A 13240-nucleotide genomic window follows, 5' to 3' on the forward strand; every position below is an offset into this window, starting at 1 on the left:
GAAAGGCGCCATTTTTGAGCAAACTTAGTGGTTCAATTAGAACTTGTAAGTTACAGCTAGGTAGTGGCTTACACCAGTCGATTCTAGCTCAACACCTGGAGCAACTTGTAGACCGTCTTTTACGCCATATACTTCTTTGTATGCTTTCAGGCCGTAACCAACCGCGAAGCGATCTGAGTGCCAGTAAATGCCGTTGAACATTGCACCACCGTTTGACGCGGTAGTACCAAATTTGTTACCAGCATCATCATCCATACCGAATTGGTAATCAATGTAACCTTGGTAAGAAATGAATGAACCATTGTCGAAGAAGTAGAATGGTTTGAACCAGTTAGTCGAGATTTGGAAACCGTTCCAACCTTTGTTGTTGCCATCGTAAGTGCTGTACAGGTTTAGGCCGATTTTACCTAACCAAGGAACCATTACATCAGAACCTAAACCGATTTTCTGGTTGTTTACACCACCGTTGTTACCGCCCCATTCCATTAGAGATGCAATGTATAGCTCTTGAACTGGACCGAAAGATAGGTCTTTACCAGTTACGGCATCTAGAGACATACGTGGTGCAAATTTCATGAACATCTTGTCAGGAGCGCCGTTCTCAATTGACTTATCTTGGTTATCTTTAGTCGCTAGGTTAAATACGTCTACGTAACCGTATAGGTCGAAAATACCAGAGCGACCGCCAAATTCCATTTCTAGGTAATCGTGAGCGTTGTCGTCAGCGCCTTTAACTCGTGGCATTTCATCAATTGAGTACATGTAGTTGAACTGCATCCACTTGTAATCGTTTTTGTGGATATCGCCGTCAGAGTAATCTGCCGCCATAACTGGAGCTGAAGTAGCCGCTAGAAGGCTAAGAGCTAAAAGTGATTTACGCATAAGGGGACTCTCTATGTTTGTAATGATTCAGAACACGCAATCTATGCTGCGCTTTCCAATTGGCGGGAATAATAGCGATAAAAATCCCAAATGAAAGTGATAAAGGGTGCAAAACTGAACGTTTTTGGTGAGTTGTGTCACGAAATTATCTTTATTTACGGAACTTTTTGTTTGTTGCATTTGATTGCAATAAATGTGTGATTTGGATCGTTTGCGTAAGCGATTTTATGACTTTTTAAGCCAGTCGATTAACCAACATAAATCGTTAGTGATCGGAGTGATAAGGGATTCGTATGTATCCGTGAATCAAAGAGGACGTTTGAATGAAAGAAGTCATGTTATTCCCACTCACTTCAGTTGTACTCCCTGAGGGTAAAATGAATCTGCGCATTTTTGAGCCACGATATAAGCGAATGGTAAAGGAATGTAGCCTACAAAATGTGGGTTTTGGAGTTTGCCTAGTAGGTAGTGAAGGTGACCCTAAAGACGTGGGAAATGTTTCATCTATCGGAACTTTGGTCAGGATCGTTGATTTTGAAACACTCAGTGATGGTCTTCTTGGTATTACAGTCGCTGGTGAGAAACGCTTTGTTGTCAAACGAGTTCGTGCAGATGCGGACGGCTTACGCCATGCAGAGGTCGAATGGTTAGACAATTGGCAACATCCAGACAACTCACCAGATTTCTTCTATTTAAGCCAGCAGTTATCCCATGTTTATAAAGAGTTTCCTCAACTTGGAAACCTCTACCAGCATCGTTTTTACGATGACTCAGCTTGGGTGACCCAGCGCTGGCTTGAATTACTTCCTTTAGACTGCAATCTGTTCGAACAGCTCGTTGGCGCAGAGAACTGCATTCCTGCGTTGCAATTTCTGACAGAAGCCATAGAAGCCCCGACTAACAAAGAGGCAAGGATATGAAAGGATTTGGCAGAGCTGCGCTAACTATGGCGGCGGCATTAGGACTGGCGGCGTGTGGCTCCGACAGTGACACTATCGAGTATTCCAATTTACAAGCAGTGCACGCGTCTTCTGACGCGCCGCTTGCAAATGTGTGGATCAACGATAAACCATCATTAACGAATGTTGATTATGGTGTGGGATCTGGCTACGTTAAATTGCGAGAGGGGATGAATTCGATTCAGGTCGATGTTCAGCTCCCAGGTAATGAAACCGCGACCGTAATACCTAAAACAGAACTAGATCTTGATTCCGACCTCAATTATAACGTGTTCGTTGTTGGCGATGCCGATGGTTCGCCAAACCCAGTTGAGCCTTTAGTTGTGACTCGCAGCGCCGATTCAATGGCTGATGCCAATAGTCTAGATGTTCAAGTTGTTCATGCAGCTTCAGGCGTTCCTGCTGTTGATCTTTATGTCACTGAGCCAGGTGTTGCTCTTGCTAGCGCGACTCCAATAACTAACCTTGCTTACAAAGCTTCTACCGACGTATTGAACATCCCAGCTGGTGAGTATCAAGTTCGACTTGCCGTAGGAGACAGCGTTGCTTTTGACTCCGGCACAGTACCTCTTGCGGCTAATTCCAACTTGACGATTGCCGCTATCGGCACAGGAGATTCGAATAGCACGTCACCTGTCAAACTCTTGGTGTTGGACGGTTCGGGCTCTTCTATAATTGAAGATATGGGCAGCCAAGCTGAAGTAAGAGTCGGACACCTTGTCGATGGAGCGCCAGTCGTCGATGTTAACGTTAACGGGGCGGCCTTCGCTCCTCTTGCCGACTTAGCGTTCAAAGAGATTCGTGGTTATTTGGATCTTGCTGCTGGCGCTTACGATATTGACGTTTACGTGGATGGCACAACAACCAATCCGATCATAGATGTTGACGGGTTAATGGTTGCAGGTGGAATGGATTACAGTGTTTATGCAGTCGGTGTTGTTAGCCCAGCGATTGATATCGAAGCTCTGGTTATTGAAGATATGAGACGCGCTGTGGCGACTAGCGCGACATTGAATGTGACACACGCTGCGGCTAATCCTATAGCGGAAATGGTGGATATTTACCTCACTACGAGTGCAGGAATAGATGGAAGTGATCCAACTATTGCTAATTTTGCGTATAAAAATAGCGTACAAGGATTATATGTCGCTGAAGGTACATATTATGTAACGGTAACAGTGGCTGGTAACCCAAGTATTGTTGCGGTTGACTCAGCACCAGTCAATGTAATGAACGGTGTTGTGTACCAAGTCGTTGCCATTGATGATGGGAACAACGGTGGTTTCAACTTGTTGGTCGATGACGTGACCGATTAGGACGAATGGGAGGAGGAGACTCCTCCCACAAATTAAGGCCGATTATGATGAGTGATAGCCCGAAAAAACTGGGGCGCAGTGATTGGAACGATTACATGGATAAAGTGAAGGCTCGAGACAAAGATGCGTTCGCTTTTGTATTCCGTTTTTACGCACCCAAGCTGAAGCAATTCGCTTACAAACATGTTGGTAATGAGCAAGTTGCTATGGAGATGGTGCAAGAGACCATGGCGACAGTTTGGCAGAAAGCGCACCTCTATGATGGTGAAAAGAGCGCGTTATCGACTTGGATATATACCATAATCCGAAACCTTTGTTTTGATTTGCTGAGAAAACAGAAAGGTAAGGAATTACACATTCATTCTGATGACATTTGGCCGTCAGAGTATTATCCACCTGATCTTGTTGATCACTATTCACCAGAACAAGATATGTTGAAAGAACAGGTGGTTAAGTTTTTAGATATATTACCGAAAAACCAGAGAGATGTTTTACAAGCGGTATATCTTGAAGAGCTACCTCATCAACAGGTCGCGGAATTATTTGATATACCCCTCGGTACTGTAAAATCCAGGCTGAGGCTTGCAGTAGAAAAGCTAAGGCATTCAATGCATACGGAGCAACTATGAACAAACACCCAGATAACAGCTTGTTAGAAGCATACGCTTCGGGAAGCATTGATGCGGTTTCTGGTCTTGTGGTCGCAACCCATTTAGAAACATGCACCAAGTGCCGAGCTTATGTGAACCAAGTCGAAGCAAGTCAAGCGAACATCGTAAGTGACATACCTTCTGAGTATGTTTCTGAATTTGACGACATGTTTAATGACATCATCAATGCGGAGCCAGCGACTGATAATATCGTGATCCGCGACTCTGCTGCTGTTAATGTCGCAGGAAAAAGTTTCGCTCTTCCTAAAACTCTAGCGCGTTTCTCTGACCTCGTAGGGTCATGGAGAAGTTACGGAGGCAAGGTTTTTAGTGCTCAGATTGACCTAGGGGAAGACGCTCGTGTCAGCTTAATGTACATCGGGGAAGATGTGCAAATTCCTCAACATACGCACAAAGGCCTGGAGTCTACATTGATCCTGCATGGCGGATTTAGTGACGAGGATGGCCAATATGAAGAGGGCGATTTGATGATTAGAGACGCATCAGTGAAGCACAGCCCTTACACTAAGGCCGGAGAAGACTGCTTGTGTTTAACCGTATTGACTGAGCCGATGATCTTTACTCAAGGCGTGGCACGTATATTTAATATGTTTGGTAAAGGGTTATACCCATAGACCTCTTATCTTATATCTCGCAAAACAAAAACCACCGAATTCGGTGGTTTTTTATATGTTTCGTTAATGCTTGTGACGTGCTTTTTCCAATAGAGCATCAAAGTAATGTCGTAGCGAGTACAACATAATCAAGCTTGGCACGACCATGACAGCGGTAAGCACGAAGAATGTGCTCCAATCATTAAGATAATCCACTAGCTCGCCACTGAAAGAAGCAAGAGTCGTCCGTCCGAAGTTTCCTAGAGAAGCAAGCAACGCATACTGAGTTGCCGAAAATGCTTGTCCGGTTAGAATCGTCAAAAATGAAACAAAAGCGACAGTTGAGAAAGCAGTCGTAAAGTTATCGACAATAATCGTGGCTAAGTACAAGTGCTCGTTTGGGCCTACCGAAGCAATCCAAGCAAACATCAAGTTACTGGCAGACATAGCAATACCACCGATCATTAATCCACGTACAATACCAAACCTAACGTTGAACATGCTTCCGACAAAAGTAAAGAAGATGGTGGCTCCCCAACCAATCAGTTTGGAGTAATAGCCAATTTGTTCATTGCTAAAACCAATATCTTTGTAGAACGCGATCGACATCCTGCCCAAAAACGCTTCGCCAATTTTAAATAGGAAAACGAACAGCAACAGAGTAATCGCGACACGGACACCATTGCGATTAAAGAAATCAAGGAAAGGTTCCACAACAGTCACGGTAAACCAAGCTACGACTTTCGAACCAACCACTTCTTTGTGGCGTTGTTCAGCGGCAGACTGAAGTTGTTCGCGTTGAGTCTTAGGTTCACCGACTAAAATCGTAAAGACCATTAGAATGCCGACTATCACCGCCATCCCGTAATACACACCATTCCAACCGACACTGTCAGCATTAACAAACGCTAAATAACCCGGTAGTGAATAACCTGTCCACCAGCCAATGACCGCCATTGCAGAAGCTTGAGGCAGTTTAGACTCTTCTGACTTTGGGAAAGTATCAATACGAAAAGCATCAATTGCGATGTCTTGTGTCGCTGAAGCCGTTGCAATGCACAAGGCGAGTAGTGACGCAAACACCAAGTTTTCCGCTGGATTAACGCCGGCAATAAATAGGGTAGCGACGAGTACGATACTTTGGCAAAAGAAAATCCAGCTACGTCTTTGCCCCAGCAGTCTAAAGAGGACTGGCAGCTTCACGCGGTCAACCAGAGGTGCCCACAGAAAGTTGATCGCATAGACCGCAAAAACGCTACCAAAATAGCCAATTGCGGAGAGGGTCAAGCCGGCATCTTTTAGCCAACCTGACATGTTTGAGCCGATAAGAACCCACGGAAAGCCGCTAGAGCAGCCCAGCATGAAAACCCACATGAGTCGTTTATCGAGGTAACTTTTTACCGTTTCCAACCAAGTGATGGAAGGTAATGAAGACATAAATCAATCCAATAAAATGAAGCCGTTGAAAGAGAAAGCCCTTCGATTATTCAAAGGGCTTATCGTTTTGGCTATTTAAGTAGTGTAGCTTTGGTGATGACGATTTGCGTCTCTGGTACATCACGCATTCGGCCTACCGTCGTGGTCGGCTGCTGAGCCATTTTCTGGATAACGTCGAACCCCTCAGTAACCTCACCAAATACAGCATAACCTGGTGGTCGAGCGCCATAGTTGAGAAAGTCATTGTCGACTAAGTTGACGAAAAACTGACGAGTTGCAGAGTTTGGTGCATTAGTTCGTGCCATGGCGATGGTAGCACGGTCATTGTTTAGACCATTATTTCCTTCGTTTTTGATTGGCGCGTATGTTTTCACCATCTGCATATCTTGGTTAAAGCCGCCACCTTGTGCCATGAAGCCTGGGATAATACGATGAAAAATAGTACCTTCGTAGCTCCCATCTTCTACATATTTCAGAAAATTAGCGACAGTGATAGGTGCTTTCTCTTCGTTTAACTCAACCGTAAATGAACCAAGTGTCGTTTCAAACGCTACTTTTGGTCCAGCCCAAACGCTGCAGCTGAGTAATGCTAAAGACAGAATCGCTTTGCGTAACATTAGAAACGCTCCTGCATGTATTGACGAAGCTCAGGGTCATTGGCAATCTCTTTAAGCGTCAATGTCACCACATCATTCAATGTCTCTTCAATATCGGCATCAGAAGCACTCAATGTGCCAGAGCGCTTTGCTGTACCTGTATAAGTTTTGACTAGCTTGCCCTCAGGTGTCTCTGCTGTGATTTCCAGCACAACTTTAGCATCCATCTCATTTTCCATCACCGAATGCTTCACGTTGACCAACGCTTCTTGAACGCTCAATTCAATCGCGTTGTTGCTGTTTAGATCCGCATGGAAACCTTGAGATGAGAATTGCTTCTCTAATGCTTCTTCTAACGCAATACGTAAATTCTGTTTAGCATGAAGAGGAAGAATGTTCGAACGGCCGTTATCCACCAACGCCACGTACTGCGCTGCACGTACATCTTTGCTGGTCAAACTGTAAGTCTTGCCTTGAACAATTGGATTGGTGCTCAATGTGCTTTCTGGCATCAGGTTCAGCTGAGGTTGTTGAGGGGCTGAACACGCAGCAAGCAACGCAACCGAAGCCGCAAGTACCAATTTTCTCATTTTATTATTCCTTTTAACTATTTTGCTAAAGCTTATTTTGCGCTTAATTTAGCAGGATTTTTTGTAGCCTGTAAAATCACAAACTTATTGTTGGAAGCGATAAGTTTCACATTTTTATCGCCAAACAGACGTTTGAGTTTTGCGTCGTACCCGAGGTGACGATTTCCGATAACCAGTAAACGGCCATTTTCACTTAATACTTGTTTAGCATCGCAGAACATTTGCCAAGCAATATGATCGGTGATTGCCTGTTGTTGATGAAACGGTGGATTACACATAACCATAGAGCTGCTGCTGTGTTTAAAACCGTCCAAGCAATTGTTCGCTATGCACTGTATGTCTCTATTTTCACCAAGGTTGTCGCGTAGGTTCTGTTTTGCTGATTCAAGCGCCATAAAGCTTTCATCAACACATGTTAGCCGAGCATTTGGATTCAACTGACCAAATTTAACAGACAGAACACCATTGCCGCAGCCGAGGTCGATGACATTGTCTATCGAAGGGTCTTGAGGCAGGTGCTGCAGCATAAAGCGTGCACCTAAATCTAAACTTTCTCCTGAATAGACATTTGGCATGTTCTTGAGTTCGATATCTTCGCCATCAACGCGCCAAGTCGTGAAAGGCATTACTTCAATCGGAGGCTCAACTGTTGCTTGAGAAAACACCAATCTGTGCTTTTTCCAGGCCAAAGATGTTTTTGTTTCGCCTAAGTATTTTTCAAACAGTTTTAGCGTCGAAGTATGAATGTCTTTCGCTTTATTGACTGCAATGACGGGGCAAGAAGCCGGTAGCGCCTTTCTTAATTGGCTTAGTATCCACACTAGATGGCGGTTACTTTTGGGCAGTTGCAGCAAGACGAGATCAATATTGGCAGGAACGAGGTCCATCGTGGTGGCAAACGCTACTTTATTGCACTGGTTTTGCTCGAGATTTTGCTGTGCACCTTTATGTGAGATGAATGAATCACTCATTAGCGTTACATGGTGTTTTTCCGAAAACCAGCAGGAGAGGGCACCAAAGCTGTCATTAATCACGAGGATGTTTTGATTGTCTGGCAAAGCAAGCTCTTCAACATGATTAATAAGATACTCATCACCGGCATCCCACGCTTGTAGCGTTTCGTTACTACGTTTTGGGAAACGATGAAGTGTTAAGCTTCGCTCGTGAAGGTTCAGTTCGGTTTTCATAGCTAAATGTAAGTTGATTTAGAAATTAAGTGTTATTGTCGCAAATGATGACGTGTCGAGATACAAAAAGCTGTCAAATTTTACGAGTTCAGTGATGGCTGCTCTCTAGGCATGTTCATGGAGTCGAGCGCCTTGAGACAATATGTCTACAAAGTGCGTCAATAATGAGAGTGACGTTTGAGTGATGCATGTCTGCTTTACTTAGGTATATACTTATGGAATTCGCATCAATGAGGAACGAATATGATCCAAGAAATCATAGAGAAGAAACTACACAGTGAGCTGCAACCCAGCTATCTCAAAGTCATTAATGAGAGCTACATGCATAATGTGCCACCAGGCTCAGAGAGTCATTTCAAAGTGATTGTTGTGAGTGATTCGTTCGCGGGACAGCGTTTGATTGGGCGCCATCGTCAAGTTCATCAAATTTTGGCAGATGAACTGGATAACCACATTCATGCATTAGCTATTCATACATACACTGATGAAGAGTGGAAGCGTGAACAAGATGGCGCCCCTGATAGCCCGATGTGTATGGGTGGTGGTCACTAAAAACGCAAGATATAAAGGTGCAGAGAAAAGGTGGCTTAAGGCCATCTTTTTTCGTTTTACCTTCTTAAGGGACGTTAACGTGGAACAAATTCTGGTTAAAAAGTGTGTTAACAGTGTTTCAACAAATGAATGGAAATTGCAGAATATTTCAGGTGATGAATATCACTTTTCCATAAGATATGTATGGAATATGGCATTTGTGCGATGGGTCAAAGTTATGACTATTCTTTGACCTTTTAGACCTGATTCTACCGAAATAACCCCTCTATTCTAATGATTGATCATGGCATCAAGTTCCTAAAAAATGCTAGACTACGGCACCTGATAAATCTCGCGTATTCCTTGTGACGAGATTTTTAATAGGATGTTGCGATTTTGATGTTTAAAACAACATCAAAACCGGACACTGATGTCGTGTCTAAAAGTTACGCAATCAAAAGAATCTTTTTCCCGATAAAAGTAGTGCAAGTGCGTATGATTACAATAAAGAAGGGCTTGGATCTTCCTATCGCAGGAACTCCATCCCAGGTGATTAATGATGGTAAGACCATCAAAAAAGTCGCCTTGCTTGGCGAAGAGTACGTTGGCATGCGACCTACCATGCATGTCCGCGTTGGTGATGAAGTGAAAAAAGCGCAAGTTCTTTTTGAAGATAAAAAGAACCCAGGCGTGAAATTTACTGCACCAGCAGCCGGTAAAGTGATCGAAGTTAACCGTGGCGCTAAACGTGTCCTTCAATCTGTAGTGATTGAAGTGGCAGGTGAAGAGCAGGTGACATTTGATAAGTTCGAAGCCGCTCAACTTTCAGGTCTAGATCGTGAAGTGATCAAGACTCAGTTGGTTGACTCTGGCTTATGGACCGCTTTACGTACTCGTCCGTTTAGCAAGGTTCCTGCAATCGAGTCTTCTACTAAGGCTATTTTCGTAACTGCAATGGATACTAATCCACTAGCAGCTAAGCCTGAGTTGATCATTAATGAGCAACAAGAAGCATTCATTGCTGGTCTAGACATTCTTTCAGCCCTGACAGAAGGCAAGGTTTACGTATGTAAATCTGGCACTAGCTTGCCACGTTCTTCACAGTCTAACGTAGAAGAACACGTCTTCGATGGCCCTCACCCAGCAGGTCTTGCTGGCACCCACATGCATTTCCTATACCCAGTAAATGCAGAGAATGTGGCATGGAGCATCAACTACCAAGACGTTATCGCGTTCGGTAAGCTGTTCCTAACTGGTGAGCTATGCACAGATCGTGTTGTGTCTCTAGCTGGCCCAGTTGTGAATAACCCTCGTCTAGTTCGTACCGTAATGGGTGCAAGCTTAGATGACCTAACAGATAACGAGCTGATGCCTGGCGAAGTTCGTGTGATCTCTGGTTCAGTACTAACAGGTACACATGCAACTGGTCCACACGCATACCTTGGCCGTTACCATCAACAGGTTTCTGTATTACGTGAAGGCCGTGAAAAAGAACTATTTGGCTGGGCAATGCCTGGTAAGAATAAGTTCTCGGTAACTCGCTCTTTCCTTGGTCACGTATTCAAAGGTCAGTTGTTCAATATGACAACGACGACCAATGGTAGTGATCGTTCAATGGTTCCAATTGGCAACTACGAACGCGTAATGCCTCTAGATATGGAGCCTACTTTGCTGCTTCGTGATCTATGTGCCGGCGACACAGACAGTGCTCAAGCACTGGGTGCGCTTGAACTGGATGAAGAAGATCTAGCATTGTGTACCTTTGTATGTCCAGGTAAGTACGAGTACGGTACGTTACTTCGTGAATGCCTAGATACTATCGAGAAGGAAGGGTAATTTTCATGGCTCTTAAAAAGTTTCTTGAAGACATCGAGCATCATTTTGAGCCTGGTGGCAAACACGAAAAATGGTTTGCCCTGTACGAAGCTGTAGCAACAGTTTTTTACACGCCAGGTATCGTAACAAATAAAAGCTCGCACGTTCGTGATAGCGTTGACCTAAAACGTATCATGATCATGGTTTGGTTTGCGGTATTCCCAGCAATGTTCTGGGGTATGTACAACGCAGGTGGCCAAGCTATTGCAGCACTTAACCACATGTACGCTGGTGACCAACTAGCGACAGTTATCGCAGGTAACTGGCACTACTGGCTAACAGAAATGCTTGGCGGCACTATCGGTGCGGAAGCGGGTGTTGGCAGTAAGATGCTACTAGGTGCGACTTACTTCCTGCCAATCTACGCAACAGTATTTATTGTTGGTGGTTTCTGGGAAGTGTTGTTCTGTATGGTGCGTAAGCACGAAGTTAACGAAGGTTTCTTTGTAACTTCTATCTTATTCGCACTTATCGTTCCACCAACGCTACCTCTATGGCAAGCGGCGCTAGGTATCACATTTGGTGTTGTTGTAGCAAAAGAGATCTTCGGTGGTACAGGTCGTAACTTCCTTAACCCTGCACTTGCAGGTCGTGCATTTCTATTCTTCGCTTACCCAGCGCAAATTTCGGGTGACGTAGTATGGACTGCAGCTGACGGCTTCTCTGGTGCAACTGCTCTTAGCCAATGGGCTCAAGGTGGTAACGGTGCTCTAGTTAACACAGTAACTGGCGCTCCTATCACTTGGATGGATGCGTTCATCGGTAACATCCCTGGTTCAATTGGTGAAGTATCGACTCTAGCTCTAATGATCGGTGCAGCGATGATCGTTTACATGCGAATCGCTTCATGGCGCATCATTGCGGGTGTAATGATCGGTATGATCGCAGTATCGACTCTGTTTAACGTGATCGGTTCTGACACTAATCCAATGTTTAATATGCCATGGCACTGGCACCTAGTTCTAGGTGGTTTTGCATTCGGTATGTTCTTCATGGCAACGGACCCAGTATCAGCGTCATTTACTAGCAAAGGTAAATGGTGGTACGGCATCCTGATTGGTGCAATGTGTGTGATGATCCGTGTAGTTAACCCAGCGTACCCAGAAGGTATGATGCTGGCGATTCTATTCGCGAACCTATTCGCACCTCTGTTCGACCATGTAGTGATTGAGAAGAACATCAAGCGGAGACTAGCACGCTATGGCAAGTAATAACGACAGCATTAAAAAGACGCTGGGTGTTGTTATCGGGTTGAGCCTTGTTTGTTCAATCATCGTATCAACAGCAGCAGTAGGTCTGCGTGATAAGCAAAAAGCTAACGCTGTCCTAGATAAGCAATCAAAGATCGTTGAAGTTGCAGGCATTGACGCAAACGGTAAGAAAGTACCAGAGCTATTTGCTGAGTACATCGAACCTCGTCTAGTAGACCTTGAAACAGGTAACTTTACTGAGGGTAATGCATCTACGTACGATCAACGTGAAGCATCAAAAGATGCAGAACGTTCAATCGCATTGACACCAGAAGAAGACGTAGCTGATATCCGTCGTCGCGCGAATACAGCAGTGGTGTACCTTGTAAAAGATCAAGATGAAGTCCAAAAAGTTATCCTGCCTATGCACGGTAAAGGACTATGGTCGATGATGTATGCCTTTGTAGCCGTTGAAACTGATGGTAACACTGTGTCTGCTATTACTTACTACGAGCAAGGTGAAACTCCTGGACTTGGTGGTGAAGTAGAGAACCCTTCATGGCGCGATCAATTCATTGGCAAGAAATTGTACAATGAAGATCACCAGCCAGCGATTAAGGTCGTGAAAGGCGGCGCACCGCAAGGTTCTGAGCACGGTGTTGATGGCCTATCAGGAGCGACGCTCACTAGTAATGGTGTTCAACACACATTTGACTTCTGGTTAGGTGATATGGGCTTTGGTCCTTTCCTAGCAAAAGTTCGTGACGGAGAACTTAACTAATGTCTAGTGCACAAAACGTTAAAAAGAGCATTCTAGCGCCAGTATTGGATAACAACCCAATCGCGCTACAAGTTCTTGGTGTATGTTCTGCTCTTGCAGTAACAACTAAACTAGAAACAGCTTTTGTAATGACACTAGCGGTAACATTTGTAACTGCGTTGTCTAACTTCTCTGTTTCATTGATCCGTAACCACATTCCTAACAGTGTGCGTATCATCGTTCAGATGGCAATCATCGCATCGTTAGTAATCGTGGTAGACCAAGTGCTAAAAGCTTACCTATACGATATCTCTAAACAGCTATCTGTATTCGTTGGTCTGATTATCACTAACTGTATCGTAATGGGTCGTGCTGAAGCATTCGCAATGAAGTCTGCGCCAGTACCATCTCTTATTGACGGTATTGGTAACGGTCTAGGTTACGGCTTCGTTCTTATCACTGTAGGTTTCTTCCGTGAGCTATTTGGCTCAGGCAAACTATTTGGTCTAGAAGTTCTACCTCTAGTGAGCAACGGTGGTTGGTACCAGCCTAACGGCCTAATGCTACTAGCACCATCAGCATTCTTCCTAATCGGCTTCCTTATCTGGGTAATCCGTATTCTGAAACCAGAACAAGTAGAAGCGAAGGAGTAA

At 44.4% G+C, this 13240-nt stretch carries 14 protein-coding genes; 9 read left to right on the forward strand and 5 right to left on the reverse strand.

What is annotated here, in order from left to right; all coding sequences use genetic code 11:
• Window positions 1-36: 36 nt before the first annotated feature.
• Window positions 37-882, reverse strand: coding sequence for an outer membrane protein OmpK (locus R7Q39_RS08870; RefSeq protein WP_005391741.1), 846 nt, complete (start codon window positions 880-882; stop codon window positions 37-39).
• Window positions 883-1205: 323 nt separating this feature from the next.
• Here R7Q39_RS08870 and R7Q39_RS08875 point away from each other — a divergent pair, with 323 nt between their 5' ends.
• Genes R7Q39_RS08875 through R7Q39_RS08890 form a run of 4 tightly spaced genes read left to right on the forward strand, consistent with a single transcriptional unit; the run spans window position 1206 to window position 4442 of the window.
• Complete coding sequence (locus R7Q39_RS08875; protein ID WP_064354247.1) at window positions 1206-1802, forward strand: LON peptidase substrate-binding domain-containing protein; 597 nt, start codon at window positions 1206-1208, stop codon at window positions 1800-1802.
• Window positions 1799-3157 (forward strand): DUF4397 domain-containing protein, encoded by a 1359-nt coding sequence (locus tag R7Q39_RS08880; protein WP_064354246.1) that lies wholly within the window; start codon window positions 1799-1801, stop codon window positions 3155-3157. Before R7Q39_RS08875 ends, R7Q39_RS08880 begins: the two co-directional genes overlap by 4 nt.
• Window positions 3158-3201: 44 nt before the next feature.
• Window positions 3202-3786: an RNA polymerase sigma factor gene (locus R7Q39_RS08885; protein WP_005380255.1), complete on the forward strand. Its 585-nt coding sequence runs from the start codon at window positions 3202-3204 to the stop codon at window positions 3784-3786.
• Entirely contained in the window at window positions 3783-4442 is a 660-nt protein-coding gene (locus R7Q39_RS08890) for a ChrR family anti-sigma-E factor (protein ID WP_005380256.1), read from the forward strand. The genes R7Q39_RS08885 and R7Q39_RS08890 overlap by 4 nt, the downstream gene beginning before the upstream one ends.
• Before the next feature lie 63 nt (window positions 4443-4505).
• Here R7Q39_RS08890 and R7Q39_RS08895 read toward each other — a convergent pair whose 3' ends face one another.
• The 4 genes from R7Q39_RS08895 to R7Q39_RS08910 form a co-directional block, all read right to left on the reverse strand.
• A complete protein-coding gene (locus R7Q39_RS08895; protein ID WP_005380257.1) occupies window positions 4506-5858 on the reverse strand; it encodes an AmpG family muropeptide MFS transporter in 1353 nt (450 codons plus the stop codon).
• A gap of 71 nt (window positions 5859-5929) precedes the next feature.
• Window positions 5930-6475 carry a peptidylprolyl isomerase gene (locus R7Q39_RS08900; RefSeq protein ID WP_005380258.1) on the reverse strand — a complete coding sequence of 182 codons (546 nt, stop codon included), beginning with the start codon at window positions 6473-6475 and terminating at the stop codon, window positions 5930-5932.
• Window positions 6475-7044 (reverse strand): YajG family lipoprotein, encoded by a 570-nt coding sequence (locus R7Q39_RS08905; protein WP_005380259.1) that lies wholly within the window; start codon window positions 7042-7044, stop codon window positions 6475-6477. The genes R7Q39_RS08900 and R7Q39_RS08905 overlap by 1 nt, the downstream gene beginning before the upstream one ends.
• A 32-nt stretch (window positions 7045-7076) precedes the next feature.
• Window positions 7077-8231, reverse strand: a complete 1155-nt coding sequence (locus R7Q39_RS08910; protein WP_005385302.1) for a methyltransferase — start codon at window positions 8229-8231, stop codon at window positions 7077-7079.
• 243 nt (window positions 8232-8474) lie between these two features.
• On the opposite strand from R7Q39_RS08910, the gene bolA reads away from it, so the two are divergent.
• From bolA to R7Q39_RS08935, 5 genes are all read left to right on the forward strand, one after another.
• Window positions 8475-8783, forward strand: coding sequence for a transcriptional regulator BolA (bolA, locus tag R7Q39_RS08915; RefSeq protein WP_005380262.1), 309 nt, complete (start codon window positions 8475-8477; stop codon window positions 8781-8783).
• Window positions 8784-9257: 474 nt separating this feature from the next.
• Window positions 9258-10598, forward strand: coding sequence for a Na(+)-translocating NADH-quinone reductase subunit A (locus R7Q39_RS08920; RefSeq protein WP_005380264.1), 1341 nt, complete (start codon window positions 9258-9260; stop codon window positions 10596-10598).
• A gap of 5 nt (window positions 10599-10603) precedes the next feature.
• Window positions 10604-11848 (forward strand): NADH:ubiquinone reductase (Na(+)-transporting) subunit B, encoded by a 1245-nt coding sequence (locus R7Q39_RS08925; RefSeq protein WP_005380265.1) that lies wholly within the window; start codon window positions 10604-10606, stop codon window positions 11846-11848.
• Window positions 11838-12608, forward strand: a complete 771-nt coding sequence (locus R7Q39_RS08930) for a Na(+)-translocating NADH-quinone reductase subunit C (RefSeq protein ID WP_005380267.1) — start codon at window positions 11838-11840, stop codon at window positions 12606-12608. The genes R7Q39_RS08925 and R7Q39_RS08930 overlap by 11 nt, the downstream gene beginning before the upstream one ends.
• Entirely contained in the window at window positions 12608-13240 is a 633-nt protein-coding gene (locus R7Q39_RS08935) for an NADH:ubiquinone reductase (Na(+)-transporting) subunit D (protein ID WP_005380269.1), read from the forward strand. Before R7Q39_RS08930 ends, R7Q39_RS08935 begins: the two co-directional genes overlap by 1 nt.

This window comes from Vibrio sp. 947 (genome assembly GCF_033339115.1).
GTDB lineage: Bacteria > Pseudomonadota > Gammaproteobacteria > Enterobacterales > Vibrionaceae > Vibrio > Vibrio alginolyticus.

What these genes read in the sequence shown, in the direction of transcription:
- R7Q39_RS08910 (WP_005385302.1), bottom strand. Translation starts at nt 8,231, where the DNA reads ATGAAAACCGAACTGAACCTTCACGAGCGAAGCTTAACACTTCATCGT.
- R7Q39_RS08880 (WP_064354246.1), top strand. Translation starts at nt 1,799, where the DNA reads ATGAAAGGATTTGGCAGAGCTGCGCTAACTATGGCGGCGGCATTAGGA.
- R7Q39_RS08870 (WP_005391741.1), bottom strand. Translation starts at nt 882, where the DNA reads ATGCGTAAATCACTTTTAGCTCTTAGCCTTCTAGCGGCTACTTCAGCT.
- R7Q39_RS08920 (WP_005380264.1), top strand. Translation starts at nt 9,258, where the DNA reads ATGATTACAATAAAGAAGGGCTTGGATCTTCCTATCGCAGGAACTCCA.
- R7Q39_RS08885 (WP_005380255.1), top strand. Translation starts at nt 3,202, where the DNA reads ATGATGAGTGATAGCCCGAAAAAACTGGGGCGCAGTGATTGGAACGAT.
- R7Q39_RS08935 (WP_005380269.1), top strand. Translation starts at nt 12,608, where the DNA reads ATGTCTAGTGCACAAAACGTTAAAAAGAGCATTCTAGCGCCAGTATTG.
- R7Q39_RS08930 (WP_005380267.1), top strand. Translation starts at nt 11,838, where the DNA reads ATGGCAAGTAATAACGACAGCATTAAAAAGACGCTGGGTGTTGTTATC.
- R7Q39_RS08895 (WP_005380257.1), bottom strand. Translation starts at nt 5,858, where the DNA reads ATGTCTTCATTACCTTCCATCACTTGGTTGGAAACGGTAAAAAGTTAC.
- bolA (WP_005380262.1), top strand. Translation starts at nt 8,475, where the DNA reads ATGATCCAAGAAATCATAGAGAAGAAACTACACAGTGAGCTGCAACCC.
- R7Q39_RS08890 (WP_005380256.1), top strand. Translation starts at nt 3,783, where the DNA reads ATGAACAAACACCCAGATAACAGCTTGTTAGAAGCATACGCTTCGGGA.
- R7Q39_RS08905 (WP_005380259.1), bottom strand. Translation starts at nt 7,044, where the DNA reads ATGAGAAAATTGGTACTTGCGGCTTCGGTTGCGTTGCTTGCTGCGTGT.
- R7Q39_RS08875 (WP_064354247.1), top strand. Translation starts at nt 1,206, where the DNA reads ATGAAAGAAGTCATGTTATTCCCACTCACTTCAGTTGTACTCCCTGAG.
- R7Q39_RS08900 (WP_005380258.1), bottom strand. Translation starts at nt 6,475, where the DNA reads ATGTTACGCAAAGCGATTCTGTCTTTAGCATTACTCAGCTGCAGCGTT.
- R7Q39_RS08925 (WP_005380265.1), top strand. Translation starts at nt 10,604, where the DNA reads ATGGCTCTTAAAAAGTTTCTTGAAGACATCGAGCATCATTTTGAGCCT.